Genomic DNA, 24,341 nt, shown 5'->3' with positions numbered 1-24,341 from the left:
CTATCGCCTTCGGCTCTGTTTCGCCAAGTCTTATAACCCCTCGAAAATCTCGATATCTGCGCTCTCTGCGGTCAGCTGTACGATAGCTTTCTTAGTCTTAGCTGTCTTTCCTACTGCTGTTCCACGTCTCTTCTTCTTTCCGTCCAGATTCATGGTGTTGACGCTCTTTACCTTTGCTCCGGCAAACATCTTCTCAACAGCCTCTTTAATCTGAGTCTTGGTTGCATCTGTATGAACCAGGAAAGTATACTTCTTCTCGCCCATAGCATCCATGCTCTTCTCGGTAATAACCGGCTTCTGGATGACATCATAATACTTCAGGTCTGCCATTATGCGTACACCTCCTCGATTGTTGCTACAGCTGCCTTGGTTACGATAACGGTGTTGTACTTCAGGATATCGTATACGTTGATGGTATTGGTCAAAGCAGTTTTAACTGTAGGAATATTTCTTGCGGATAATACTACGTTTGCATCGTTCTCGTTCAGAACTACCAGAGCCTTGGAAGCCTTCAGGTTGTTCATTACATTTGCGAAATTCTTTGTCTTAACTTCGTCGAACTTCAGCTCGTCTACTACGATAAGCTTGTTCTCAAGAACTCTGGAGGTCAGAGCAGACTTAAGTGCCAGTCTCTTCTCCTTCTTGTTCAGACGAATGGTGTAATCTCTCGGTGTGGGTGCGAACACAATGCCGCCGCCAGTCCACTGGGGAGCTCTTGTTGAACCCTGTCTTGCATGACCGGTTCCCTTCTGTCTCCAGGGCTTTCTTCCGCCGCCGGATACTTCAGAACGGGTCTTTGCTTTCTGCGTTCCCTGACGCTTATTTGCAAGCTGTGCTACAACCGCCATGTGTACCAGGTGCTCGTTTACTTCAACACCGAATACAGCATCGTTTAAATCGATTGTGCCAACTTCATTTCCTTCCATATTGTAAACAGATACTGTTGCCATCTGTAAGTCCTCCTTTCCGCTAAAGATTATCTGCTAACCTTTACTGTTTCCTTGATAGTAACCAGAGACTTCTTGGGGCCCGGTACTGCGCCTTTTACCAGAAGCAGATTCTTCTCTGCATCTACGCGGACAACCTCAAGGTTCTGGATGGTGATCTTCTTGTGACCCATCTGACCAGGCATTCCTTTTCCCTTGAATACCTTGCTCGGATCGGAGCAGGCACCATTGGAACCAGCATGACGGTGGAACTTGGAACCGTGAGCCATGGGTCCTCTGTGCTGACCATGTCTCTTGATAGCACCCTGGAATCCTTTACCCTTGGAAATAGCGGTTGCGTCAATCTTGTCGCCAGCGGCAAAGATGTCAGCCTTAATCTCCTGTGCCAGAGCGTAGCTCTCAGCATCCTCTAATCTGAACTCTCTCACATATCTCTTGTAAGATACGCCTGCCTTGTTGAAATGACCCTTCTGAGCCTTGTTCACCAGCTTCTCTCTCTTGTCTGTGAATCCGACCTGTACTGCGCTGTATCCGTCGTTCTCAACAGTCTTAACCTGAGTTACTACACAGGGTCCTGCCTGAAGAACTGTAACCGGTGTCAGCACGCCGTCTTCATTGAAAATCTGCGTCATTCCGACTTTTGTTGCTAAAATAGCTTTCTTCATTTCTTTTCCTCCTTATTTCTCTACAGCGGAACGCTAAAGCGTTCATTCTAGCTGAAGGATTACTTGTTTTTCATTTTGATGTCGATGTAAACACCAGCCGGCATCTCCAGTCTGGACAGTGCGTCTACTGTCTTCTGGGTCGGGGTAATGATATCGATCAGTCTCTTGTGAGTTCTCTGCTCGAACTGCTCTCTGGAGTCTTTGTACTTGTGTACAGCTCTCAGAATGGTAACTACCTCTTTCTTGGTGGGAAGCGGAACCGGTCCACTCACCTGTGCTCCATTCTTCTTTACAGTTTCGATGATCTTCTTTGCGGATGCATCCACCAGCTGATGGTCATACGCTTTCAGTGTGATTCTCATTACTTGACTTGCCATAAAAAAAGTCGCCTCCTTTTCGTACTTTTAAAGACCAGTACGACAAGCGGTGACTGTACACTCTCCCGTGTGTGTCCCAACTCTGAATTCGAACAACACGTTGTTTCCATGGCTCTGCATGGACAGTTATTTTGTACAGTGACTTGTCGCCAGTTTCCTAACTTGACATTCGCTCCACGGAAAACCTGCCTCATGGGCAGCAACCTCACGCTTCACAGCTATCAATGTCACAACAGTTGCAATTATACAGGAAGTTCCGGGGAATTGCAAGGTTTTTTTCAAAAAAAGTGGAAGAAAAGTTTTTATAAATTTCACAAACTTTCCGCCCACTTTTTAGTGATTTTAACCAATTTCCAGTTTCCAGTTTTTATTCTGCCGCCAATACATCACGCCCAGGCAGACAGCCGTAGTTATCCAGGTGATCGGATAGATTCCGGCCACTCCTTCCGCGCTGTGATAATGCCGCATCAGGAACCAGAGACTCAGCATACGGATTCCGCACATATTTACAAGGATAACCGCCATCGGCCCCATTGTTTTTCCCGTTCCCCGCAGCGCTCCGGAAAAACCCTCCAGAAATACATATATAAAATAGAAGGGAAAGGTTACCTGCGCAATGCGGATTCCCAGCTCTATCACTTCCGCATTTTGGGAAAACAGGCTGAATACACCATATCCGTGCGTCAGAAGGAGCGTGCTTATGGTCACGGTAACAAGGATTCCCATCAGAATGCTGACTCCCGTTCCCTTCCGCATTCTTTCCCATTTTCCCGCTCCGTAGTTCTGCCCACAGAACGTTGTGTTGGCCTGCCCAAACGCCATGATGGGAAGATATACAAAATTTTCCACCTTAAAATAAGCAGTGAAGGCCGCAATGCTTACGATTCCAAGGCTGTTGATCTGCGCCTGGACAATCAGGTTGCTCAGCGTAATCACCATAGACTGAATTGCCGCCGGAATCCCGATTTTCAGGATTCTCCCGCAGACCTGCTTCTCAAGTGCAATATCCCCGATCCGTAACCGGCATTCGGAATCCGGCTTCATCAGATGGCCTACCGTAAATACAGCCGCCATCATCTGCGATACCAGGGAGGCCAGCGCCACTCCTTCCACTCCCATGTGCAGCACGCACAGAAAGAACGCATTTCCCGCCACATTGGCAATTCCACCTATCAGCTGATAATTCATTGGCGAGCGCGAATTTCCGAAAGCTCTTAAGATTCCGGAACCGATATTATAAAAAAACATGGGGAGTATACTGAGAAAATAAATTCTGATGTAGGCAACGGCCAGCTCCATAATATCTTCCGGTGTATTCATCAGACGCAGCACAGCCGGCGTAAGAAATATCCCGAACAGAATCAACAGGGCAGAAGCTGCCAGTGCCAGTCCTGCCGCGCAATGAATCAGATCATGCAGCTCTTTTCGATTTCCTGCGCCGTATGCATGGGATACCGACACGCTTACTCCCACGCCCATTCCGGTAAAGAAGCCCAGGACCAGGGTAATCAGAAGGCTTCCCGCGCCGACGGCTGCCGCCGCATCCGTACCCAGAAGCCTTCCCACAAATATCAGATCGACGGTATTATACAGCTGCTGAATCAGGCTGCTCCCCAGAAACGGCAGCGCGAACAAAAACATTCCTCTTCCAATGGATCCCTGTGTTAAATCTCCCCGCTCAGCCTGCCTCATCTGCTATCATATACTCCCTTATTCCATACGCGACCAGGGCTGTGCCTTTTTCCACAGATAAACCTGTATTATAATAGAAGACAATCCCATCCTCTTTTGCGTAATACTTCTTGATTACCTCTCCGTAAAAATCCGTACAGTACCCCAGAAGTTCTCCCCGGGCCACTTCCACATTTTCATGGAGATCCGTATGCCAGATTTCCTTCGTATCCGAGGTAAGATAGATGGTTCTGGGAACTACCGTTTTTTTACACACCTGTTCCTCTGTTTCAACATCACCATACATTTCCAAATGCTTCAAAAGCAGGAAAATATCTCTGTAATAAGCGTCTACCCACTCCTTTTTGCAGAATCCGCCATATCCCCGTTCTACCAGAAGTCCGGGAACCTTATGATAATTCGCAGCGTAAGAATACTGCCCAGCCGTAGCCGTCGAAGCTATCAGCCACGGGATATCCAGGGCGCGCGCCGCAGCCAGCGCTTCCTCCGTCACAGCCTCCGCCAGCGGATAGAAAAGACAGGGCGTCAGGGGCTCCTGCTGCCCCCCGGAATGCATATCCATCATAAAATCAATCTCATCGAAAAAATTGCGCACAAAATAATCCGCAATCCGTTCTCCCGTGGTTCCGCCCTCCTTTCCCGGATACTGTCCGTTCAGATTGAAATCGTCCTCCGGAATCAGGCCAAAGGTTCTCTTAAAAAATCCGCTGGTATTGACGCAGTGAATAAAAATCAGGTTTCCGTTCAGCTCCTCCGGCTGAATCTCCCCTGCCGCCCGTATTACGGCGGGAATAGCCGGGTATTCTCCCGCATGGATTCCCGCTGTAATCAGAACGGTCTTTCCTTTTCCGCAGTCGCAAATCAATGTCGCCGGCATCGGATACATTTTTTCCTCTCCTGCTTCTTCCACCGGGATTTCTATCGTCACTCTTCTTTTTTCTCCCGGCTGTAAAGAAAATCCTGCAATCTTCCACATGATATAGTCCTCTCTTTCTTGTCATGCATACAGATGACAGGCAATCCAATGCCCTTTCTCCACCTCCCGGAGCTGCGGCCTCTCTGCGGCGCAGATCTCCATGCATTTTTCACAGCGGTTCCGGAACGGACAGCCTGTCGGACGCTCCAAGGGGCTTGGAATCTCGGAATCCAGGCTTTCTATCTCTTTTTCAAAATCCATATCCAGGGAAAACACCGCGCTTTTTAACGCCTCTGTATAAGGGTGGCAGATGCCGCTACTCAACTTTTTTCCTTCCGCAAGCTCCACCATCTTCAGAAGCTCCCGCGCCTTCGCCGCTTTTTCCGACGGTTTTATCAGTCCATAATTTTCCAGCGGTTCGCACAAAATATCCTTTACCTTCATTCTGGGAGAAAATGAGTCCGTCGGATCCTGAAATACCATCTGAATATGACGGCGCATTTTCCGCTTTCTTTCCCCCTTCCGGTCCGCGACATTTTCGCCGAACAGGAGAAGCTCCCCATCGGTAGGCGGCTCAAGCAGCGACAGCACGCGCACCAGCGTACTCTTGCCGTATCCGCTTTCCCCGGCAATTCCAAGGGTCTCGCCTTCATAAAATTTCAAAGATATATCGTTGTTTGCGTACAAAGGGCGTCCGTCGGGGGCTGTAAATAGCTTATTTAAATGACGAGTCTCCAAAATTGGTGTTTTTTCCTTACACATAGCCTTCTCCATACATATTCGGAACCGCAGCCAGCAATTTTCTGGTGTATGCGCAGCCCGGCTGCTCCAGTATCGTCTTACGGTCTCCCTCTTCCACAATGCTTCCATTCTGCATAACCACAATCCGATCTGACATATATGCCGCCACGCCCAGATTATGGGTTACCAGGATAATGGAGGTTCCGTGATTTTCCCGCAGTTCCATCATCTGACGCACGATCTGCGCCTGTGTCGTCACGTCCAGAGCCGCCGTGGGCTCATCGGCCAGCAGCAGCTCCGGCTCAAAGGTCATGGCCATGGCAATTCCGACCCTCTGACGCATACCGCCGGACAGCTGGAAGCTGTAGCTCTTCATGATACGCTCCGGCTCCGACAGCCGCATGGCTTCCAGCATAGCCACTGCCTTTTCTTCCGCCGCTTTATGGCCCAGCTTTTCATGCTTCTGAATGTATTCTATATACTGCGAGCCGATTTTACGTATTGGATTCAGCATGGCTCTGGAATCCTAGAAAATCATGGATATCCTGGACCCCCGGAGTTTCTGCATTTCCTTTTCGCTGTATTCAGGAAGAGACTTTCCCTCAAACAAAATATCACCGGATACCAGCTCTCCTTCCTGTGGCAGAAGTCCCAGAATGGAACGTATCGCCGTAGTCTTTCCGCTTCCGCTTTCACCTACCAGGCTGATAATTTCCCCTCTTTTCATGTGCAGGGAGAAATCGCGCAAAAACGGCTGTCCATGATATGCAACTGTTATGTTCTCTATATCCAGCATGGGAAAGTCCCCTTTTCTATTTATTCTTCTTTATGACGCCGGTGTGATATCCTTTGTTACCCAGTAGTAATCGCACACATAGCTGTGAACGCCTTCCACGGAAGCCGCGGAGCAGAGATTGAAATTATAGGCGCCGCTGCTGATGGTCGCCACGTCCTCCATCAGGATTTCCTGCATCTGTGTAAAGATTTCCGTCCGCTTTTCCGTATCAAATTCGCCGATCAGCTGTTCATACAGCGCGTCGTATTCTTCATTATGATAATTTCCGTAATTAAAGCTTGTATCGGTAATCTTTCCGTACCAGTGCTTCAGGAAGTTCTCCGGATCTCCGGTAGGTGTGGTTACTTCATTGTTGAACATCAGATCAAAGCCCTGGGATACCCGCAGGTCTACTACATTTTCCGGCATGGAAATGGTGCTCTTGATTCCGATTGCTTCCAGCTGAACCCCATACGCCTGCGCAATCACGTCCTTCTGACGGCTGGTTGTCGCTACAATACTGATGTCGATGTTTTTGCCGTCCAGTTCGCGGTATCCGTCTCCATCGCCGTCTACGATACCGGCCTCGTCCAGCATAGCCTTGGCTGCCTCCGGATCGTAGCTGTACGGGTTAGCCAAATCATACCCGGGTACCGGCGTATTATTGGTGTAAGTATAGGAGCCGCCTGTGGATACATCGCACACGGTCTGACCGTCAATTGCCGTCATCACTGCTTTTCTCAGGGTATCGTTGCCCAGCACTCCGTCAAAATTGATAAACCAGTTGCAGACACGGTTTCCACCGGTGACGTCAATCTGATAATCTCCTGCGTTCTCCAGAACCGCTCTGTCAGACGCCGCAATGTTGATTCCCATGTCGGCAGAACGTCCTGCAAGGCCATTGCGCGGGCAGAAGCCTCCCCGAGCTTCATGACATTGACCGTCTCAAAGGGTACTTCACCGTCCCAGTAATTGTCATTTTTTACCAGCTGGATATCATGTTCCGGATCGTTGGATACAAAGCAGTAGGGTCCTGTACAAATCGGTCCGTCTGCAGCGATATCGCGATCCGCAGAGCCAGCCACATCGATAATGCCATACCAGGGATACGCAAGGCAGCCCGGCAGGTCTACCGTCGGCTCACTTGTTACAATCGTCACAGTCCAGGCTTCATCGTCTGCGCTGATACTGTCATATGTGAAATAATTCCAGGGGTTTCCATTTCCGCCCTTATTGGGATCTGTCACATCAAATAATCTCTCCAGGGATTCCCGAACCTTTGTCGCCGTCATCGGTTCTCCATTGGAGAAGGTTACATTTTCTTTCAGCTTTATAGTCCAGGTCAGCTGATCGTCCGCTACAGACCAGTCTTCTGCCAGCCACGGCGACACGGTGCCGTCGTCCTCAAAACGGGTCAGCGTTTCCAGCGCGCCCCAGCGCATCACAAACCGGCTGTTCCAGTCATCTGCCGGATCCAGGGTTGCGCTAGTCAACTCTGTCGCCACATTTAGCTGTGTTTTCGCGCTTCCTCCGTCTGACGCTGCTTTCTGCTCTGTTCCTGCGCTGCCGCCGCATGCTGTGATACTGCCCGCAAGGCACAGGCTAAGGGCAAGGGCAATCAGTTTTTTTCCATTCATGTCCTCTTTCTCCTCTTCTTTCTTCGTTTTTCTGTTGCATTTGGATCTATCATATCTCTAATACAGTCACCCCAGAGATTAAAGATGACTACCGTAATAAAGACCGCAAGTCCCGGACAAAACAGCAGCCACGGGCTGCTCAGTATATAAGTTCTTCCCTCGCTCAGCATATATCCCCATTCCGGTGTAGGGGGCTGGATTCCAAAGCCAAGGAAGGACAGGCTTGCCAGCGACAGTATGATGGTGCCGATATCCGTCGCCGCCGTAATGATCATCGTAGGAAGCGCGTTGGGCAGCATATATCTCATAAGGATTCTGCTGTGTCTGGATCCTGAGATTTCCGCCGCGGATATATAAGTCCTGTTCCGTATCTTCAGCACCAGGCTTCTGGAAAGCCTGGCGTATCTGGTCCAGCTTACCGCCGCAATTGCAATCATGGAATTTTTCAGACTTGGCCCAAGAATTCCCGCGATTGCCATGGCCAGAATCAGATCCGGGAAGGCGATCATCATATCGCCCACTCTCATGATTACCGCGTCTGCCACTCCGCCGAAATACCCTGCTATGATTCCAAGAAAGGTACCCACAACCAGGATTACCGCCACCAGAATCAGTACGCTGTATACGCTGGTGGTCGCCCCGCAGATCACCCGGGAGAACACGTCCCGTCCCAGCGCGTCGGTTCCAAAATAGTGTTCTTTTCCGGGCGCCTGGAACGCGTCGCTCAGTGACGCGCTCAACGGATCGTAAGGAACAATTTTGTCCGCCAGGAACGCCACTGCCAGAATAAGGAAAACCAGAATGGAAAGCACCGCAAATCTTGTATTCTTTTTCATCCGTTCTCCCCCTCCCTGGTTCTCGGATCAATATAATGATAGGATATATCCACCAGCAGATTTACTACCATATAGATTAGGGCTATCCACAATACGAAGCCCTGGATCAGCGGATAATCCCGCGCCTTTACCGCTCCCACCGCCAGGATACCCAGTCCCGGATAGGAGAAAATAATCTCCACCACTGAGGTTCCTCCGAGAAGCGATCCAAAGGAAAGCCCCAGCATGGTAACCAGCGGAAGCATGGCGTTGGGAAGAACCTGGCGGAACAGTATTTCCCACTGATTCATTCCCCGGGCTCTCGCGCCTGTCACATAATCCTGGTGCATCTCCTCCAGTACCGCCGTGCGCACCTGTCTGGAATATTTGGAGGCCATGGCAATGGCCAGCGTAATCCCCGGCAGCAGCATCTGTTCCATTCCGACGGAGCTGCTCGCCACCTTTACCAGTCCCAGCTTCAAAGCGAAGACATATAATAAGATCAGGCCAATCAGGAAGCCCGGAAGCGAAATACCCAGGAAAGAAAGAAAGCGAACGATATAATCCGCTATCCCGTCCTGTCTGACCGCCGAAAGGATTCCAAGGGGAACCGAAACAATTAACATCAGTCCCAGGGAAAACAGGGCCAGCCGGAACGTTGCCGGCAGCCTTTTCATCAGCAGATCCAGTACCGGGGCGCTTTTACTGAATGAGGTTCCAAAATCTCCGTGAAAAATACCGCCTATCCAGTCCACATATTGCTGTAAAAAGGGTTTGTCCAGTCCCATGGACTGCCTGGCCTGCTCCAGCATTTCCGGACTCGGGGTAATTCCCAGAGAATCATACATGGCTGTGGCCGGATCGCCCGGCGCAAGGTAGGTTAATAAAAAGGTCAGAAAGGAAATGCCTATCAGCACTACGCACATCTGGATAAGTCTGGATACGAGCCTGTTCTTTTTCACTGTTTTCCTCCATTTCAATAAAAAAAGCGACTTAATTACACAAAAAAAGCCATAGATGCTTTTGCATCCATGACCGATTTTACATGGGAAATAAGCCTTCGCAAATAGATCGTTCGCTAAGGTTGCTGCATAGCAGTTCTCCTGACTCACATATTCAGGGAAGAAGCCCAGCGAACTCTCCTCGCCTTCTCAGGTTTACCCCAATGGCGGACTTTCATCTAAGGATCATTCTTTATGTATACAGTGGCGGTACCGTCCATGATTTCCACATGATTCTCTATTCTTTATCAGCCGCTGTACGCGACTGACAACACTATGCTCGTTTATTCTACTTGATTCCTCTATATCTATCAAGATTTTTCCATTTTTTGTCTGCCGATAATTCGGCCTAATCCTTCGAAAACGGGAATTATTTCTCTTTCTGTCCATACTTTCCTTGACCCGCTTCTCTTACATAGGTATAATAACCATAGATTGATCTCAATACAAAATCAGGTATAAGGAAATCAGACAAATGGATTACAAACTTTTACTCGACACTGCCGTCATGGCAGGCGAACTCATGCTGGCCAATGGGGCCGAAACCTACCGGGTGGAGGATACCATGCACCGGATGCTTTCCCTGTCGGGACTGAAGACTGCCGAGGCTTTCGTGATGGTGACCGGCTTTCTGGTGACTCTGGACGACCCGTCCATCCAGTCCATGACGGTGACCCGCCGAATTCAGAGCCGGGGGACAAACCTGAGCATCATCGACGAAATTAACAGTATTTCCAGAGGTCTCTGCGGCGGGAAACTGGAACTGGAGGAAGCCTTCCGGCAGATAAAAAAGCTGAAAAAGGAACCGCACCCTTCCCAGGCCTTTCTGCTGGCCAACGCAGGCGTGGCCGCGGCCTTTGCACTGACCTACGGCGGGACCTGGCAGGAGGCCTTTGTGGCGGGTGTGGCCGGATTTTTCATGGCCATCTGCCTGCATCTGTGCAGCTGCATGAAGCTGCCCTCCTTCTTCGGAATCCTGCTAAGCGCTGTGGTAATCTCATTGTTCGCAGGCGGACTTCTGAAGTTTCTTCCTATTATAGGGAACCTGGATTCCATCATCATCGCGGCCATCATGCCCTTGGTTCCCGGTGTGGCCATCACCAACGCGGTATTTGACACCCTGCACGGGGATTATATCTCCGGCTCCGCCCGGATGATGGAGGCCTTTGTGGTCGCCGCCTCTGTAGCTATGGGTATTGTCATCGGACTTCGTTTCATTCAGTAAGGAGGAAAGGCTTTTATGCTGATACAGGTTATAGGCGCGTTTTTTTCCGTTGTGGCCTTTTCTTTTCTGCTGCACGTACCGCGCAAATATATCATCTGGGCCGGTTTCACCGGCGCGGTGGGCTGGTGGCTATATCTGGTTCTTATGGACCTTCAGTTTTCCATGGCTGTGGCCACTTTCCTGTCCGGGTGTCTCATTTCCCTCTGCGGACAGTTTTTTGCAAGAATTTTAAAGACTCCGGTCACCATTTTTGTTATTCCCGGCATTTTGCCGCTGGTGCCGGGCGCCGGTATGTTCCGGATTGCCCGCTCCGTCATCCGTTCCGACGGAATGACCTCCCACCACGTTACCCAAACGCTGATTGTGGCCGGAATGATTGCCCTGTCCCTCATGGTGGTGGACAGTGTTTTCCGATTATTTTTTAAGAACAAAGGAGATTGTCATGTGGATCGCCAATAACTGGACTGATTATGAAATACTGGATACCTCGAGAGGAGAAAAGCTGGAACGCTGGGGCAACTACCTGCTGGTGCGTCCGGATCCCCAGGTTATCTGGGATACCGAACGGAAGGCCCCGGGCTGGAAGCGTATGAACGGCCATTACCACCGCAGCAAAAAGGGCGGCGGCGAATGGGAGTTCTTCGACCTGCCGGAGCAGTGGACCATTCAGTATCCTCTCTGTCAAGGACAAAATACCCTGACCTTCAACCTGAAGCCCTTCAGCTTCAAACATACGGGACTGTTCCCGGAGCAGGCTGCCAACTGGGACTGGTTCGGCGAGAAAATCCGCAATGCCGGACACCCTGTGAAAGTACTGAATCTCTTCGCCTACACCGGTGGCGCTACCCTGGCTGCCGCTGCCTCCGGAGCTTCCGTCACCCATGTGGACGCCTCCAAGGGTATGGTAGGCTGGGCAAAGGAAAACGCCCGCTCCTCCGGACTGGGCGAGGCTCCTATCCGCTGGATTGTAGATGACTGTGTAAAATTTGTGGAGCGGGAAATCCGCCGCGGCAACCATTACGATGGCATTATCATGGATCCTCCTTCCTACGGCAGAGGACCCAAAGGGGAAATCTGGAAAATCGAAGAGGCCATTCACCCGCTGATCCGTCTCTGCGCCCAGCTTTTGAGCGACGATCCGCTGTTTTTCCTGGTAAATTCCTATACCACCGGACTGGCTCCGGCGGTGCTGACCTACATGATTGCCACGGAACTGAAGAAATATAACGGCACTGTCGATTCCCAGGAGGTAGGGCTGCCCGTAACCGCATCCGGACTGGTGCTGCCCTGCGGCGCAAGCGGACGCTGGGAGAAGAAATAGCTTTTTACAAAGTCAATGGCGGCTGGAGGTTCCGGCCGCTGTGTTTTTATCTGAAGATTTTAAAGGAGGATTTTATTATGAGTAGTATTTACATAGACCCACAGGTTTACACCGGCCGTCCCGCCAGTACAGAGGGCCGTCTGGAAAAGGAGATAGCTGTCTACGATCTGCTGGACAGGCTTCAGATTCCCTTTACCCGTGTGGATCATGGAGTAGCCATGACCATCGAGGAATGTCAGGGCGTGGATCAGCTTCTCGGTATTGAGATCTGTAAAAATCTGGTACTTTGCAACGCACAGAAAACCAGGTTTTATCTGCTTCTGCTGCCCGGAAATAAGCCCTTTAAGACAAAAGATCTGTCCAAACAGATCGGTTCCTCCCGTCTCTCCTTTGCCCCGGCGGAGTATATGGAGAAGCTGCTGAATGTAACGCCGGGCTCCGCTACGATTATGGCGCTGATGAATGATCCGGATAACCAGGTACAGCTCATCATTGACGAGGAGGTATCTGCCCTGGAGGACTTCGGCTGCCACCCCTGTATCAATACCTCCAGCCTGCGTATGAAGACAAAGGATATTTTGGAGAAATTTTTACCGGCAGTACACCATGAGGCGCTGTTTGTGAAGCTGTAAAAAAAGAATGTGCCAATGGCACATTCTCCGCCGCAGTGCGATACTATTTCGTTTTAACATCTGCAGAACATACAAAACAGCTGTGCCAGGCAGAAGCTCCGGCAAAGCCTGTCCATGCCCTCTGCCTGCCTCTGGTAGGCCTGACTGTTCTGTGTATATACATTTTCCGCATAGCGCATACTTTGAAACGTTCTCTGGTAAAGCGCATTGCCCGGTTCCAGCTGCAGAGCCTTCTGAATCTGCGCCACCGCCAGCATCTGGTTACGAAGCCCATAATTGGCCAGGGAACTCAGATAATACCACCGGGCATTCCGTTCTGCGCCCGGCATTCCGTTCAGGACCGAATCCGCGAACTGATATTTTCCCATATTGATAAAATCTACCGCCTGACGCATCGTTTCACTGTCTGTGTAAACCTGCTGGGGCCGCTCCGGTCCCATCTGCATTTCCCAGAAGCCGAAGAAATCCTCGAAGCTGCCAAACCCGCCGTAAGGGCCGTTTCCGAAGGGATTCTGCCCGTATCCGCCTGTGCCGCCATAGCCACTCTGCTGTCCATATCCGCCGCCGGTCTGCTGCCTCCGGTATTTCTCCGGGTTATTCAGCATATCGTAGGCCTCATTGATCTCGTTCATTTTCTCCAATGCGTAAGGATCGTCCGGATGAAGATCGGGATGGTATTCTTTCGCCTTTTTTCGGTAGGCTTTTTTTATCTCTTCCCTGGTGGCGTCCCGGGACACCCCAAGTACTCTGTATGGATCGTCAACCATCCGTCTTCTCCTTTCCACGTATTTTCGCATAATACTGCTGCCAGACCCCGCCGTAGAGAATATTGCGGAGCAGATGCTCGTCCTGCACCAGGGGCAGCTTCTCAAAAACCTCCATGGCATTGCCCAAAGGCAGACTAAGCACCGGTTCCATCTCCTCCGGCTTTTTCCTCATCTCAAAAAGCGGATTGTAATTACCGGTCTTGCTGTCCTTCTTATAATCCATGGCCGCATCCATCAGATAGATAAAACGGCCCAGCTCATAACCAAAGAGCCTGAGGCTGTTGCTCCAGAAATCTTCTTTGTATACAAAAAGCTCCGAGAGCATCTTACCAGAGCAGTTGATGGCATGATCCGCGTTGGCGCCCGGCGCCTGCTCGATAAAATCCAGCTCCTGAAGGCTGTCGGTAATAGCCTTGCACTGTCTGGGGTACCTCTTTTCCACTTTTTGATAAGCCTGCTTCAGCTTATCTCCGTACCAGCGGCTTCCCGCCTTCTTCTCGTCCTTCCAGTCGTCCAGCGCCTTATAATAGGCCAGCGCCACCGTCATATCCGCCGCGTATTCCGTAAAGCAGTTTTCCACACCGGCGCGGTTTTTCAGCGGATGAATCCCGCAGCGGAAATTTTCCGACCGCTCCTCCGGTTCATACAACGAAGAAAGGAACAGAATCACAAAAGTCATATCGTAACTTAAGCTCATCCGCTCCAGTTCCCCGTACCTCATTTTTAAGTTCCTGCAGAGTCCGCAATAGACACTTCTGTAACGTTCCTGCTCTTCCCTGGAAAGCTTCGAACGATTGCATTCAATATATCCGAACATTCGCTTACTCCTTTACTTCCTTCAGCTTCGCGAATTTTCAACACAGTACTACTTAGTATTTAAGCTTACCATGCTTCCTGTCAATGTCAATGGCTTTCATAGTTCTTTTAGACTCTTTCTTCTTTTTTAATGATTTCATTTTCCGCTAAATGAATTCAACCCTGCCGTCCTCGATATGATAAACGGCGCCCACCACGCGCATTCCTTTTTCTTCCATTTTCAGAATATCCAGACTGTGTTCAATGATATTCATGCTGCGCTGTATGTTCAGACAACAGGCCTTAAAATCGTCCGTTTCTTCACCGATGGCCAGCTTGATTTCGTCTGTAATATACTTGATATAGCCTTCCGGATCATGATGAATCGCCGCATTTATCGCTCCGCAGAAGGTATGGCCCAGAACCACAATCAGCGGGCTTCCCAGATGGCTGGCCGCGTATTCGATACTGCCCAGCTGATGATCGTCAATCACATTTCCCGCTACCCGGATCACAAACAGGTCGCCGATACCCGCTGAAAAAATACTCTCGGGAATCACACGGGAATCCGAGCAGGTCACAATAATCGCATAGGGATGCTGGCCGTGTTCCTTGGTGTACAGGCGCAGCGCCCTTGAGATATTGCCCCTTCCCGTCTCAGAATCCAGATATTTTTTATTTCCCTCTTTCAGCTTTCCCATGGCCTTATCCGCCGTCATAATAAATGATTTCATAGTTCCCGCTCCTTCTCGCTGTTCTATTTTATTATTATTATAAAATGCGGGGCCAGAGACTGTCAAATAAACCCTTTCTGATAATTATTAAGTTTTTATGAACCCTATTGACAGCATGATATTATATGATATATAGTATAGGCATCCAGTAATACTATACGACGTATAATATAAAAAACAGAGCGTATATCATAAGGAGTAGAGGACATGGTATTTAGCACGGGAGCCGCGCTCCTGGATGCAATTGTGCTGGCGGTCGTATCCCAGGAACATCAGGGAACCTACGGATATAAAATCACACAAGACGTCCGGAGAGCCATTGATATTTCCGAATCCACTCTGTATCCGGTACTCCGCCGCCTTCAGAAAGATGGCTGCCTGGAGACCTACGACATGGAATTCGGCGGACGAAACCGCCGCTATTACCGGATTACAGAAGCAGGAACCGCGCAATTGAATCTGTACCGAAATGAGTGGGCGATTTATTCTGCCAGAATTTCAAATCTATTTGCAGGGAGTGAAGAACGATGAACAGAGCCGAATTTATGAAAAAGCTTGACGCGCTTCTCTCGGATATTTCCCCTGAGGAACGGGAGGAGGCCCTTCAATATTATAACGATTATTTTGACGACGCCGGTCCGGAACAGGAAGCCCGGATTCTCGCGGAGCTTGGAAGCCCTGAGCAGGTAGCATGGAAAATCAAGGCCGGCTTATCCGGCGATGATTCCGCTCCACGTCCTTCCAATCTGCCGTCCGAAAAGAAGGAACGGAATCTCTGGAAGCTGTTGGCCATTATCCTGCTGTGTATCCTGCTTGCTCCCTTCGTGATTCCGGTGGGCGTCGGCGTTCTGGCTGTCCTTCTCTCTGTCGTCATAGCCGTAATTGCCACGGTTGCCGCTATCCTGGTTTCCGGAATTGTGATTTTTATCGCCGGGATTTTTGTCATCGGCGTCGGCCTGGTTCAGCTCTTTACAGTTCCCGCTCTGGGCATTGCCACAGCAGGCGCAGGCTGCCTTCTGACGGCTCTCGGGATTCTGCTTTCCCTGGCCCTTCTGTGGATTGCCCTGAAGGTAGTTCCGGTGGTGGTACAGGGCATTGTAAATCTGATCCGGCTTCCCTTTCGAAAGGCAGGTGTTATCCAATGAAGCAATTTACAAAAATCTGTCTGATTCTGGCCGCTGTGCTGGCTGTCCTAGGCATTCTGGGACTCGGAACTGGCCTGCTTCTGGGCGCCAGCCCAAACCAGCTTATGAGACAGACGCCCGTATATGAGCTGCATCAGAAGTATGAACATTTTGACGAGCACCATGAGGATACGTGGGATTGGGCTTTTGACCCCGACATCATTTTATAGAATACAGGAGGTTTTGATTATGGGACAGAAAAAATTATACCGCTCTTTGAGCAACCGGATGATTTGCGGCGTATGCGGCGGTATCGGTGAATATTTTAATATCGATCCGACACTGATCCGTCTTTTATGGGTACTGCTTTCCATGGGAAGCTGTGGAACAGGACTGCTCATCTATATCATCGCTGCAGTGATTATTCCGGAAAATAACGGTTCCAACGTCATTTAAATTCAGAAGCTAAAAAGGCCCGCTGCAACAGCCGGGCCTTTTTTCCGGAACAGAATCATTTTCCCATTAACGAAGCGTTACTTTCGCTTCTCTACGAGGCGCCGTCCGAACGTAACGGACTTTCGGATACCCGAGAAGCATACAGGCCTTAATGGTCTCTCCCTTTATCCCCAGCCATTCCTTCAATCTGTCATTTTTATCGGAAATGCGCTGCAGATAGCCATTATAGAGCGCTCCCAGGCCTTCCGCGACTGCCATCAATTCTATATTCTGGGCAGCCAGACCTGCATCCAGACCCCAATCGGAGGTAATATAAAGGACTGCCGGCGCATTGCGGAACAGGAAATCGTCAGCCGGATCTGCTTTTCGATGACGATTGAAACTTGCAAAGGGAATGAGTTCCTTTGCAAGCTCTGCTGCCGGAACGCCCGTCAGGGTATCGATGTGATTCCAGACCAATTCTTTCAAGGTGGCCAGCTCCTGCTGCACCAGAATAAAATGGCAGCCCTGGTTGTTTTTGGCTGTCGCGGTATAGCGGCCTGCCTGAATCAGTTGTTTGATCTTCTCCGGCTCAATTTTGCGCTCCTGATAGTCCCGGATACTCCGACGGAATTTGATGGCGTGAAGCAGTTTGTCCGGGTTCAAGGTAACCTGTTCCTTCTCGTACTCTTCCACATCAGACATATCATATTCCGGTATTGACACAGCGGCTTTCGGGCAGATCGCCACACAGTGTCCGCAAAGGAAGCAATCCCTCTTGGGCTCTGCCTTGCCATCCTTCAGTACAAGATTATGGGCTATACAGTCTTTGACACAGATTCCACAGCCCATACACAGCTCTTTCTTTATCTCTATCATAATCCTTCTCCTTTCAGCTCCAGAATGTGTTCCAGCAAGGCTTCACAGCCTTCCTTCACATCCTCATAGGTCGCGTCAAAATTACCGGTATACCAGGGATCCGCAATGTCCCGCGGATGATCCGTATAGTCCAGAAGCAGGGATACCTTCCCTTCCGGATCCTTTCCCAATATCCGCATCATATTCCGGCGATTCCAGTTATCCATGCCGATAATATAATCATATTTATCATAATCCGAACGCTGCATTTGTACTGCCCGATGCTCCCCGCAGGGAATCCCCACTTCTTTCAGTTTCGCTCTGGTTCCCCGGTGTACAGGATTTCCAATTTCTTCCATACTTGTGGCGGCAGAATTGATGTAGAAATGGTCTGCAAGGCCTCGGCGGTTGACCAGATCCTGCATGACGTATTGAGCCATGGTGCTGCGGCAGATGTTGCCGTGGCAGATGAAAAGCACTTTTATCATAATCTCTATATTCCTCCAGAAGTCTTCAAACCCTTGATTTTACTGGGCTTTTCGGACTTTCGGTTTTTCTTCAATCTTTCATAAGTCTCTATAAATCTATGTAACTACACCACTTGGTGGTGTAGTAAATGGTGTAGTAAGCTTAAGATACTACCGCCATATTTGCTGCTTATCCAACAGCAAAATCCCTGTCTTTTTTCATTTCAGGGGACTGGCGAAACTGTGAAATTTTCGCCATCTGCTCCGCAGCGTGTGCGTAGCTTGCATGGGTGTAAACATTGAGTGTCACGCCAGCATCGGAGTGACCCATCAGGTACTGAAGGTTCTTAATGTCCATACCATTGTTTGCATAGTTCGTGCAGAAGGTGTGCCGGAACACATGAGGGGTAATGTGCGGCAGAGGGCTGTCGGGATGAAGTTTCTTGTACTTCTTCATAGCCCAGCGCATCTCGTTCTCGATGTGAAGTGCGACCTTGGGATTGCCATTCTTGTCCAACATGATAAATCCGCTGTAGCCATCTACCATAGGCTCTGTCTTGACCTTCGGACGGCGTTCCAACATCTTTTTCAAAGAGTCATAAATCGCATCGGTCATCGGCAGAAAACGACAACCACTGCTGGTCTTGGTTTCCTCAACGTAGTATTTACCACCACGCTCACGAACCAACTGATGATCCACACGGATTCTCCGATTCTTGAAGTCCAGATCCTTTCGGGTCAGACCGCAGAACTCGCTGACTCTCATGCCGGTTTCCAGAAGCACCACAAACTCATCATAGTATTTGTGGTAAGTATTATCTCCCTCAATGAACTTCATCCAGATCGCCAACTGCTCTTCGGTAAGCGCAGCTCTCGGCACCGTATCGTTCACCACAACATCTGTCAGTTTGAAGATGAATGGATTCTTCCTGACAGCATCCTCATCGCAAGCCATCTGGAAGGCGGGCTTCACCACACCTCGTACACTGGTAATGGTACTGTAACCTCTGCCGTCCTTTTGCAGCTTTGCAAACCATTGTTTGGCATCGGATACCTTGACGGTGCTGATTTTGCGATAGCCAAAATCCTCTTTCTTGACCAGATTCAAAACAAAATGATAACCGACCTGCGTGTTGTAGCGCACGCCTTTTTTCAAGCTGATGTATTTCTCCAACAGCTCAATGACCGTAATCTGTCCTGCTTCATAGTCAATACCATCGTCAATCTGTTTCTGAATTTCCTTTTCCTTCTGACGAAGCTCCTGCAAAGTGGATGCGTATACTGTCTGTCTCTTGCCACGAAAATCAGTGTACCTGTACTGATAGATCCCATCCTTTCTCTGGCTTTCTCCTGTCTTCAGGACACGCCCTTTGTTATCTTTTCTTTTTTCACTCAATTTCGATCTCCTTTCGTTCAAAAGGAGTCTCGATGTGACATCCATATTGTAGCACATCGAGGTCTCTTTTTCTATGATGAATCTACAGATATTAGATTGAAAATACCTGCTCGATGAATTTATCAAATAAGCGTTTCTTAATCAGGCGTTTATTTCCAACCCAGAGAACAAAATTGCAGTTCTTGTCGTTGGTAATTTCACGCAGCTTTCCGGTTCCAATGCCGGAGTACGCTGCCGCTTCTTCTAAAGTTAGATTTGCCTTTTCCCAGATAGGAACTTCTTTCATGCAATACCTCCAATCGTTGTATCCAACTGGCAAAGTGGCAGGCTTCGGTATCTATAAAACTTTTGCCACTTCACGGGATTTGCCAGCTCACGGTTCATTACTTGAACCAGATCCACCAGTCTTTTCCCTGTCGCTCACTTGCTATTTTATCTCCCATAGAATTTCTTGCCAGACGTACTGTGCGCTCAGAAATTCCTCGTTCTGTTGCTTCTTTGTTTATCTCAGCGATTGAGACTTTTCTGCCCTCAGACAAAAACTCCTCAATCAGCTTCACTGCCTGTTCCTGCTTCAGTTCCGTTTTACTGCCCTCGCCACCGGCAAGCAGATCTTCTGCGCTGATGTCATAGGCACCAATCCAACGGAACCCCTTTTCGTCACCCAAAGAGAAGGCCAGAGACTGTCCTGGCGGTGCCAGGGAGCTTTTCTCGTGGACAATCACTCGTGTGGTCGGGTCTGACCTCACCTTGCCAATAAACAGCAGACTTCTCACAACAGCAGTGATATCGATAGAACCAAGACCACGGTAAGTGCTTTGGCTGCCGGATGCCTTGTTCAGATGCCCAATCATTACAATGGCGCAGTTGGTAGACTGTGCCACCTCTGCAAGCCTGCGGAAGATAGGGCGAACCTCATTAGCTCGGTTCATATCTACATTGGCTCCAAGGAATGCCTGCAGCGGGTCGATAATAACCAACCTTGCATTGTTTTCTCTGATCGCATTTTCGATGCGTTCATCAGCCAAAGTCAGCGGATTATCTGCATCGTCAATCACAAGCACTCGTTCCAAATTCGCTTCGGCAGAAAGCAGCCTTGGCTTTACGGTATCTCCCAGGCCGTCCTCGGCAGTCTGAAAAATCATATTGAACGGTTCAAAGGGGTCCATCTGCGGCAGAAACTTTCGGTTAGTACAAGCCGCTGCAAGCTGCATAGCAAAGAAAGTTTTACCCTCACCGGGGTTTCCCTGAATGATGGTCAGCTTCCCAAAAGGAATATAGGGATACCAGAGCCAGTCTACCTCGGTCTGCTGAACCTCGCTCATACGAATCATGGGAACCGCTTTCTTTTCCGGCTTCTCCCGCAACGTAACTGTTTTATAAATATATTTGCTGTGAGTAAGCTCATCCTTGTGCATCAAAACTTCGTTCCAGTCTTTATCGCAGGGAATCAGGCGAATAACTGTCATGTGTTCGGGAATACTCTTTAACAAGCGGCTTGTTGCATCATTACCGGCTTTGTCAGAATCGGTGCAGATATAAATGGTTTCTATATCCTTGCGTTCAGAAAGAAAACCATCCAACGCTTTCGCTCCCACACCACCCAACGACAGGTAATTGCGTGTTTTCCACTCCTTCGGATACAGAGCGATGAAGGACATCAGATCAATCGGGGCTTCAAATACGAACAAGCTTTTCCCATCACTGCGGTAAGCGAAATTGTGGGACTTGTCCGAACCAAGCACATCCATACGAAAGGCATCTGCAGTTCCTTTGCAATGGGCGTACCGTGGGATCCCTGCTTCATCTTTTCCTACAAATACGATATTATGGCGATTTACATCCTCATAAATCAAACCTTCCTTATAGAACTCCTGAATCAGTTCGTCCGGAATTTTTCTCTGGCTGAGATATGAAGTCATTTTCTCGGCATATCTGTTTCTCGGCGGGAGTTTGAAATCTGCTGAAGGTGCAGCTACTGTGCTATTGTTTGTCGGTTCTTCTCCAATCAACAGAAACACCGCTTCCGGGAAGGATTTAGCGAAGAATTCCATTACAAATTCAACCGGATAGCCACCTTTGCTCTGGCTATGGCGGAACCATTTGTTTCCCTTAATGGTAAGGCTGTCATGCCTTTTCCATCTGTACTCATTTCCGCTTTTAACTATCTGCTCACCTTGCGAGCGCAAAAATTGTTCCAAATTGACCTGATTGGCACGGTCAATCTGTTCTTGCGTATAAACCATGTTCCACCTCCTGATTACAATGTGGTTTCTGTTTCTTTGGTTTTATCGGGACGCAGCATTTCAGGATGGATTTCACGCATCACTTTATCTATATCGCCCTTGATCTGATACAGAATCATCAAATCCTTCTGCATGAGTTTGTATTCCTGATATTCGGCTTCTCGCTGTGCCGACAGTTCGGAATATTCTTCCTGCCATGCTTTCAGAGGAAAAGGTTCTTTTTCAAAACCTTTCTCTTTCAGTTTACGTTTTACCATGTAGAACCGGCGAAGCTCTCCTTCATGTTCTGCCTTGTATTTTTCTTTGGCTTTAGTAAAACGGTATTTTTCCTTTTTCAGTTCATCAAAGACCGGCTTCAATTCGGTATAGGTCTTCGTATCCTCCATCAGCTGCTGAAGCTCTTTCAAGCGAGTCTGTTTCTGATGCATGGAGGATTTTCTATCTTCCACTTTTTCGTCAACAGAGGAAAGGTGATTTTCAAAATCGCTGAGTGTCAGCACTCCTCGCTGTTTCAGGTAATTGCACTCGTCCATAAAACGCTTCAGGTTATTATTCTTGGCCTTGGTTTTCCCTTTGGCATAGGTCATAGCTGTCTGATTACGCATGGTATGCGCTTCACTTAGCAGCTGGGCCAGATAGACTTCCTGCGGTTCTTTCAGAATTTCTTTTGTTTCCTGAATCCACTCTTTCAGCGCAGAAATGGTAGCTCTCATACTGCGAATTATACGATTTGTGGCTTTGATCCAGCGGTTCAATTCACCCTTTTCGGTACGAATGCCTTTCTTCTCCATTTTTCGAACATGGGGGCCCTCATGGACGGTAGGAATAAAATCCAATCCCTGATCTACATAGGAACGTTGGTCGATACGACATTCCAGCCCTTTTTCTTCAAATCTGGCATTGACCATATTTGCCCAGGCTTCACGCCATAGATCCAATGTTTCCGGTCTGCCCCAATTTGTGGTTGGAACAGCATCAAATACCCATTTCCCGTTTTCATCTTTGATCCGGTTACCGTTCTCGTCCAGATGATAAACTCGGTGCTGTTTAGCTCCCCATGTTCCATCATCATTCAGCGGACGAATTGGAACCAGCACATGAAAGTGTGGATTGGGAATGCCGCCTTCTTCTCGGTCGGGCTGATGTACCGCAAGATCGCAAATCATGCCATCAGAGACAAAGTATTTCTGAACAAATTCTTTTGCCAGTTCGATATTCTCCTCTAAGGAAAACTCATTTTGCAGAGCCATATCAAAGCTGTATGCAAGCTGTGCTTTATAATGTTTTTCTACCTGCTCCACTTCATTCCATAGCGTTGATCTGTCAGAAAATCTTTGCGGTGCGTGTTCCGGCAGAATGATTTCTGTCAGAATGATACCGCCCTTTTTGGTGTAATCGTGAATTTCACCATCCCAGAGGTTATGCAGCTTTTCACCGGCACGATAGGCAGCACTGGCAACAGCAGTTCGCCCCTCGCTTCGCTTGATCTGCTCCACATGGAAGTGATACAGTGCCATCAGCTTTCACCTCCCATCTCGTGGTTCTCCATAGTCGCAGCAACCAGTTCCTGCACCGCAGGCAATGCAAAGACCTGTTCCATCAGAGAGTAGAACTCTACTCTTGTCAGGGAATCAACTTCCTTGGAAATACTTTGGATGGCACCGCCCATGTTGCAAAGATGATGGGTGCGCTGACGGTCAGCTTTCTTCTCCAAATGCGTCTTGCGATTTTCCAAAAGCTGAATCTTGTGTTCATACTGCTGCACCTTCAAACGGGCAGATTCCAGCTGCTCCAGAGTTTTATCTTTGTTTTCCATTTTTCTTTTGCTCCTTGTCTTTTATTCATCCTTGCAAAAGCAAGGTATGTAAAAAGAGATAGGCGTCAGCCGCAAGAGTTTACTCTTGACCGGAATATAATTCCGCAATATGTGAATGTGTTCAGACACAGGAGCATCTACCTTCGGAAAACGCACATACCGTAATGGAATAACCGGTATAGAAGTGCGCCCTTAGTTCCTAAGGGAATTTTCTTGTTCTCAATATTAGCTTAATTCTTCTGTCACCAAATTCTTAGGGTACAGCGTGTCAGAAACAGGACATTTCATGTCAGTTCTAATTTAATCCGCTCCTTCTGTTGGTTTTTATGATCAAAGAGAATGCACAATCCATTTCTCTAAGAAGTGGTTGTGACATTATCTTAGCATTAATCGCTTTGCTTTTTTATGGACTAACAGTACGGGTTACCCGCCCTAATTGGGCGGATTTTCTTTTTCAGTAATAAGAATAATAGTTCCTGCTCAGATTGTTTATGGACCGATGGCGAAAGAAAAACCCGATGACTATCACTATTTGTGTTAATCTCGTTCGAATACCTAAATCTTACCGCATTTCCGCTTTTGATCTCACTGAGCATTACTGCAAATCCGGCTGATATTCCTGCAGTAACTCTGTAATTATTGTAGCTGAACCAATCTGCAAGTTTTATTGCCTGAGAGGTAGAGCTTTCTTTAATTCTATCAACTTCGACCTTACGCTTGACAACCCATTGGGTTCGTTACGGCAATTCTACAATACTTCCTAAGCTATTTTTACTGCCCGTCATTGAATGGGGCTGTCAATGGTATTGATACCTCTACAACAAATTGTAATGCTGCACTTTGTTCTGTGCGACCTACCATCAGGCACAATATGTGACCAAGAGATAACTGTACTTTCAAACATATTTTATCTTGTTCCAACTGGTCAGAACAGTGAGTGATACTGTATATTACCCACC

Annotated in this window: 29 protein-coding genes, 1 pseudogene and 1 riboswitch; of the genes and pseudogenes, 8 read left to right on the top strand and 22 right to left on the bottom strand. The window is 48.7% G+C overall.

The window, feature by feature from the left end; genetic code table 11:
• Positions 1-30: 30 nt before the first annotated feature.
• From rplW to nikB, 12 genes and pseudogenes are all read right to left on the bottom strand, one after another.
• Positions 31-330, bottom strand: a complete 300-nt coding sequence (gene rplW, locus ACTNCH_RS09615; RefSeq protein WP_441019238.1) for a 50S ribosomal protein L23 — start codon at positions 328-330, stop codon at positions 31-33.
• A complete protein-coding gene (rplD, locus tag ACTNCH_RS09610; protein ID WP_441019237.1) occupies positions 330-950 on the bottom strand; it encodes a 50S ribosomal protein L4 in 621 nt (206 codons plus the stop codon). The genes rplW and rplD overlap by 1 nt, the downstream gene beginning before the upstream one ends.
• A 26-nt stretch (positions 951-976) precedes the next feature.
• Complete coding sequence (gene rplC, locus ACTNCH_RS09605; RefSeq protein WP_158363594.1) at positions 977-1,612, bottom strand: 50S ribosomal protein L3; 636 nt, start codon at positions 1,610-1,612, stop codon at positions 977-979.
• A gap of 59 nt (positions 1,613-1,671) precedes the next feature.
• On the bottom strand, positions 1,672-1,989 hold the full coding sequence (rpsJ, locus tag ACTNCH_RS09600) for a 30S ribosomal protein S10 (RefSeq protein ID WP_087157539.1): 318 nt from the start codon (positions 1,987-1,989) through the stop codon (positions 1,672-1,674).
• A gap of 342 nt (positions 1,990-2,331) precedes the next feature.
• Positions 2,332-3,681 carry an MATE family efflux transporter gene (locus tag ACTNCH_RS09595; RefSeq protein WP_441019234.1) on the bottom strand — a complete coding sequence of 450 codons (1,350 nt, stop codon included), beginning with the start codon at positions 3,679-3,681 and terminating at the stop codon, positions 2,332-2,334.
• Positions 3,668-4,657, bottom strand: coding sequence for a hypothetical protein (locus tag ACTNCH_RS09590; RefSeq protein WP_441019232.1), 990 nt, complete (start codon positions 4,655-4,657; stop codon positions 3,668-3,670). Before ACTNCH_RS09590 ends, ACTNCH_RS09595 begins: the two co-directional genes overlap by 14 nt.
• A 21-nt stretch (positions 4,658-4,678) precedes the next feature.
• Positions 4,679-5,260 carry an oligopeptide/dipeptide ABC transporter ATP-binding protein gene (locus tag ACTNCH_RS09585; RefSeq protein WP_441019230.1) on the bottom strand — a complete coding sequence of 194 codons (582 nt, stop codon included), beginning with the start codon at positions 5,258-5,260 and terminating at the stop codon, positions 4,679-4,681.
• Positions 5,261-5,351: 91 nt separating this feature from the next.
• Positions 5,352-6,134, bottom strand: a pseudogene (locus ACTNCH_RS09580) (ABC transporter ATP-binding protein).
• Positions 6,135-6,164: 30 nt separating this feature from the next.
• The gene (locus ACTNCH_RS09575; protein ID WP_441019379.1) at positions 6,165-6,953 is read right to left on the bottom strand and encodes an ABC transporter substrate-binding protein; all 789 of its coding nucleotides are present in this window, start codon (positions 6,951-6,953) and stop codon (positions 6,165-6,167) included.
• Positions 6,854-7,750 carry an ABC transporter substrate-binding protein gene (locus tag ACTNCH_RS09570; protein ID WP_441019228.1) on the bottom strand — a complete coding sequence of 299 codons (897 nt, stop codon included), beginning with the start codon at positions 7,748-7,750 and terminating at the stop codon, positions 6,854-6,856. The genes ACTNCH_RS09575 and ACTNCH_RS09570 overlap by 100 nt, the downstream gene beginning before the upstream one ends.
• Positions 7,747-8,586 carry a nickel transporter permease gene (gene nikC / locus ACTNCH_RS09565; protein ID WP_441019226.1) on the bottom strand — a complete coding sequence of 280 codons (840 nt, stop codon included), beginning with the start codon at positions 8,584-8,586 and terminating at the stop codon, positions 7,747-7,749. Before nikC ends, ACTNCH_RS09570 begins: the two co-directional genes overlap by 4 nt.
• Positions 8,583-9,527, bottom strand: a complete 945-nt coding sequence (nikB, locus tag ACTNCH_RS09560; protein WP_441019224.1) for a nickel ABC transporter permease — start codon at positions 9,525-9,527, stop codon at positions 8,583-8,585. Before nikB ends, nikC begins: the two co-directional genes overlap by 4 nt.
• A gap of 114 nt (positions 9,528-9,641) precedes the next feature.
• Positions 9,642-9,855, bottom strand: a riboswitch (cobalamin riboswitch).
• Positions 9,856-10,041: 186 nt separating this feature from the next.
• On the opposite strand from nikB, the gene ACTNCH_RS09555 reads away from it, so the two are divergent.
• The 4 genes from ACTNCH_RS09555 (at position 10,042) to ACTNCH_RS09540 (ending at position 12,744) form a co-directional block, all read left to right on the top strand.
• Complete coding sequence (locus tag ACTNCH_RS09555; RefSeq protein ID WP_441019222.1) at positions 10,042-10,791, top strand: threonine/serine exporter family protein; 750 nt, start codon at positions 10,042-10,044, stop codon at positions 10,789-10,791.
• A gap of 15 nt (positions 10,792-10,806) precedes the next feature.
• Positions 10,807-11,250 (top strand): threonine/serine exporter family protein, encoded by a 444-nt coding sequence (locus tag ACTNCH_RS09550; RefSeq protein WP_158363602.1) that lies wholly within the window; start codon positions 10,807-10,809, stop codon positions 11,248-11,250.
• On the top strand, positions 11,234-12,112 hold the full coding sequence (locus ACTNCH_RS09545; RefSeq protein WP_441019220.1) for a class I SAM-dependent methyltransferase: 879 nt from the start codon (positions 11,234-11,236) through the stop codon (positions 12,110-12,112). The genes ACTNCH_RS09550 and ACTNCH_RS09545 overlap by 17 nt, the downstream gene beginning before the upstream one ends.
• A gap of 77 nt (positions 12,113-12,189) precedes the next feature.
• Complete coding sequence (locus ACTNCH_RS09540) at positions 12,190-12,744, top strand: prolyl-tRNA synthetase associated domain-containing protein (protein ID WP_441019218.1); 555 nt, start codon at positions 12,190-12,192, stop codon at positions 12,742-12,744.
• A gap of 53 nt (positions 12,745-12,797) precedes the next feature.
• On the opposite strand, the gene ACTNCH_RS09535 is transcribed toward ACTNCH_RS09540, so the two are convergent.
• The 3 genes from ACTNCH_RS09535 to ACTNCH_RS09525 all read right to left on the bottom strand — a co-directional run bounded on the left by ACTNCH_RS09535 (position 12,798) and on the right by ACTNCH_RS09525 (position 15,040).
• On the bottom strand, positions 12,798-13,511 hold the full coding sequence (locus ACTNCH_RS09535) for a DnaJ domain-containing protein (RefSeq protein ID WP_441019216.1): 714 nt from the start codon (positions 13,509-13,511) through the stop codon (positions 12,798-12,800).
• Positions 13,504-14,328, bottom strand: coding sequence for a DUF5685 family protein (locus tag ACTNCH_RS09530; RefSeq protein ID WP_441019214.1), 825 nt, complete (start codon positions 14,326-14,328; stop codon positions 13,504-13,506). Before ACTNCH_RS09530 ends, ACTNCH_RS09535 begins: the two co-directional genes overlap by 8 nt.
• Positions 14,329-14,473: 145 nt before the next feature.
• Complete coding sequence (locus ACTNCH_RS09525; RefSeq protein WP_441019212.1) at positions 14,474-15,040, bottom strand: carbonic anhydrase; 567 nt, start codon at positions 15,038-15,040, stop codon at positions 14,474-14,476.
• 207 nt (positions 15,041-15,247) lie between these two features.
• Here ACTNCH_RS09525 and ACTNCH_RS09520 point away from each other — a divergent pair, with 207 nt between their 5' ends.
• The 4 genes from ACTNCH_RS09520 to ACTNCH_RS09505 are packed head-to-tail and all read left to right on the top strand — an operon-like array spanning position 15,248 to position 16,620.
• Positions 15,248-15,571, top strand: coding sequence for a PadR family transcriptional regulator (locus ACTNCH_RS09520; protein ID WP_441019210.1), 324 nt, complete (start codon positions 15,248-15,250; stop codon positions 15,569-15,571).
• A complete protein-coding gene (locus ACTNCH_RS09515; protein WP_441019208.1) occupies positions 15,568-16,185 on the top strand; it encodes a DUF1700 domain-containing protein in 618 nt (205 codons plus the stop codon). Before ACTNCH_RS09520 ends, ACTNCH_RS09515 begins: the two co-directional genes overlap by 4 nt.
• Positions 16,182-16,394 carry a hypothetical protein gene (locus tag ACTNCH_RS09510; RefSeq protein ID WP_441019206.1) on the top strand — a complete coding sequence of 71 codons (213 nt, stop codon included), beginning with the start codon at positions 16,182-16,184 and terminating at the stop codon, positions 16,392-16,394. Before ACTNCH_RS09515 ends, ACTNCH_RS09510 begins: the two co-directional genes overlap by 4 nt.
• A 19-nt stretch (positions 16,395-16,413) precedes the next feature.
• A complete protein-coding gene (locus ACTNCH_RS09505) occupies positions 16,414-16,620 on the top strand; it encodes a PspC domain-containing protein (protein ID WP_441019204.1) in 207 nt (68 codons plus the stop codon).
• Positions 16,621-16,686: 66 nt separating this feature from the next.
• Here the strand turns inward: ACTNCH_RS09505 and ACTNCH_RS09500 are convergent, their stop codons facing one another.
• The 7 genes from ACTNCH_RS09500 to ACTNCH_RS09470 all read right to left on the bottom strand — a co-directional run bounded on the left by ACTNCH_RS09500 (position 16,687) and on the right by ACTNCH_RS09470 (position 23,382).
• The gene (locus ACTNCH_RS09500) at positions 16,687-17,478 is read right to left on the bottom strand and encodes a nitroreductase family protein (RefSeq protein WP_441019202.1); all 792 of its coding nucleotides are present in this window, start codon (positions 17,476-17,478) and stop codon (positions 16,687-16,689) included.
• Entirely contained in the window at positions 17,475-17,945 is a 471-nt protein-coding gene (locus tag ACTNCH_RS09495; RefSeq protein ID WP_441019200.1) for a low molecular weight protein-tyrosine-phosphatase, read from the bottom strand. The genes ACTNCH_RS09500 and ACTNCH_RS09495 overlap by 4 nt, the downstream gene beginning before the upstream one ends.
• Positions 17,946-18,114: 169 nt before the next feature.
• A complete protein-coding gene (locus ACTNCH_RS09490; protein WP_441019198.1) occupies positions 18,115-19,320 on the bottom strand; it encodes a tyrosine-type recombinase/integrase in 1,206 nt (401 codons plus the stop codon).
• A gap of 91 nt (positions 19,321-19,411) precedes the next feature.
• A complete protein-coding gene (locus tag ACTNCH_RS09485) occupies positions 19,412-19,606 on the bottom strand; it encodes an excisionase (RefSeq protein ID WP_178855309.1) in 195 nt (64 codons plus the stop codon).
• A 97-nt stretch (positions 19,607-19,703) separates the two neighbouring features.
• Positions 19,704-21,566: an AAA family ATPase gene (locus ACTNCH_RS09480; RefSeq protein WP_441019196.1), complete on the bottom strand. Its 1,863-nt coding sequence runs from the start codon at positions 21,564-21,566 to the stop codon at positions 19,704-19,706.
• 14 nt (positions 21,567-21,580) lie between these two features.
• A complete protein-coding gene (gene mobQ, locus ACTNCH_RS09475; protein ID WP_441019194.1) occupies positions 21,581-23,083 on the bottom strand; it encodes a MobQ family relaxase in 1,503 nt (500 codons plus the stop codon).
• Entirely contained in the window at positions 23,083-23,382 is a 300-nt protein-coding gene (locus ACTNCH_RS09470; RefSeq protein ID WP_441019192.1) for a DUF3847 domain-containing protein, read from the bottom strand. The genes mobQ and ACTNCH_RS09470 overlap by 1 nt, the downstream gene beginning before the upstream one ends.
• Between the last annotated feature and the right edge of the window lie 959 nt (positions 23,383-24,341).

This window comes from Candidatus Merdisoma sp. HCP28S3_D10 (assembly GCF_052065835.1).
Classification (GTDB): Bacteria; Bacillota; Clostridia; order Lachnospirales; family Lachnospiraceae; genus Laedolimicola.
This window is presented reverse-complemented; position numbering and strand designations above follow the sequence as displayed.

Excerpts from the sequence above, each read along its gene's own strand:
- rplW (WP_441019238.1), bottom strand. The coding sequence starts at position 330 with ATGGCAGACCTGAAGTATTATGATGTCATCCAGAAGCCGGTTATTACC.
- nikC (WP_441019226.1), bottom strand. The coding sequence starts at position 8,586 with ATGAAAAAGAATACAAGATTTGCGGTGCTTTCCATTCTGGTTTTCCTT.
- ACTNCH_RS09500 (WP_441019202.1), bottom strand. The coding sequence starts at position 17,478 with ATGATAGAGATAAAGAAAGAGCTGTGTATGGGCTGTGGAATCTGTGTC.
- ACTNCH_RS09595 (WP_441019234.1), bottom strand. The coding sequence starts at position 3,681 with ATGAGGCAGGCTGAGCGGGGAGATTTAACACAGGGATCCATTGGAAGA.
- ACTNCH_RS09505 (WP_441019204.1), top strand. The coding sequence starts at position 16,414 with ATGGGACAGAAAAAATTATACCGCTCTTTGAGCAACCGGATGATTTGC.
- ACTNCH_RS09470 (WP_441019192.1), bottom strand. The coding sequence starts at position 23,382 with ATGGAAAACAAAGATAAAACTCTGGAGCAGCTGGAATCTGCCCGTTTG.
- ACTNCH_RS09540 (WP_441019218.1), top strand. The coding sequence starts at position 12,190 with ATGAGTAGTATTTACATAGACCCACAGGTTTACACCGGCCGTCCCGCC.
- ACTNCH_RS09480 (WP_441019196.1), bottom strand. The coding sequence starts at position 21,566 with ATGGTTTATACGCAAGAACAGATTGACCGTGCCAATCAGGTCAATTTG.
- ACTNCH_RS09515 (WP_441019208.1), top strand. The coding sequence starts at position 15,568 with ATGAACAGAGCCGAATTTATGAAAAAGCTTGACGCGCTTCTCTCGGAT.
- ACTNCH_RS09590 (WP_441019232.1), bottom strand. The coding sequence starts at position 4,657 with ATGTGGAAGATTGCAGGATTTTCTTTACAGCCGGGAGAAAAAAGAAGA.
- ACTNCH_RS09510 (WP_441019206.1), top strand. The coding sequence starts at position 16,182 with ATGAAGCAATTTACAAAAATCTGTCTGATTCTGGCCGCTGTGCTGGCT.
- rpsJ (WP_087157539.1), bottom strand. The coding sequence starts at position 1,989 with ATGGCAAGTCAAGTAATGAGAATCACACTGAAAGCGTATGACCATCAG.
- ACTNCH_RS09520 (WP_441019210.1), top strand. The coding sequence starts at position 15,248 with ATGGTATTTAGCACGGGAGCCGCGCTCCTGGATGCAATTGTGCTGGCG.
- mobQ (WP_441019194.1), bottom strand. The coding sequence starts at position 23,083 with ATGGCACTGTATCACTTCCATGTGGAGCAGATCAAGCGAAGCGAGGGG.
- ACTNCH_RS09485 (WP_178855309.1), bottom strand. The coding sequence starts at position 19,606 with ATGAAAGAAGTTCCTATCTGGGAAAAGGCAAATCTAACTTTAGAAGAA.
- ACTNCH_RS09495 (WP_441019200.1), bottom strand. The coding sequence starts at position 17,945 with ATGATAAAAGTGCTTTTCATCTGCCACGGCAACATCTGCCGCAGCACC.
- ACTNCH_RS09530 (WP_441019214.1), bottom strand. The coding sequence starts at position 14,328 with ATGTTCGGATATATTGAATGCAATCGTTCGAAGCTTTCCAGGGAAGAG.
- ACTNCH_RS09535 (WP_441019216.1), bottom strand. The coding sequence starts at position 13,511 with ATGGTTGACGATCCATACAGAGTACTTGGGGTGTCCCGGGACGCCACC.
- rplC (WP_158363594.1), bottom strand. The coding sequence starts at position 1,612 with ATGAAGAAAGCTATTTTAGCAACAAAAGTCGGAATGACGCAGATTTTC.
- ACTNCH_RS09525 (WP_441019212.1), bottom strand. The coding sequence starts at position 15,040 with ATGAAATCATTTATTATGACGGCGGATAAGGCCATGGGAAAGCTGAAA.
- ACTNCH_RS09570 (WP_441019228.1), bottom strand. The coding sequence starts at position 7,750 with ATGAATGGAAAAAAACTGATTGCCCTTGCCCTTAGCCTGTGCCTTGCG.
- rplD (WP_441019237.1), bottom strand. The coding sequence starts at position 950 with ATGGCAACAGTATCTGTTTACAATATGGAAGGAAATGAAGTTGGCACA.
- ACTNCH_RS09545 (WP_441019220.1), top strand. The coding sequence starts at position 11,234 with ATGTGGATCGCCAATAACTGGACTGATTATGAAATACTGGATACCTCG.
- ACTNCH_RS09550 (WP_158363602.1), top strand. The coding sequence starts at position 10,807 with ATGCTGATACAGGTTATAGGCGCGTTTTTTTCCGTTGTGGCCTTTTCT.
- ACTNCH_RS09555 (WP_441019222.1), top strand. The coding sequence starts at position 10,042 with ATGGATTACAAACTTTTACTCGACACTGCCGTCATGGCAGGCGAACTC.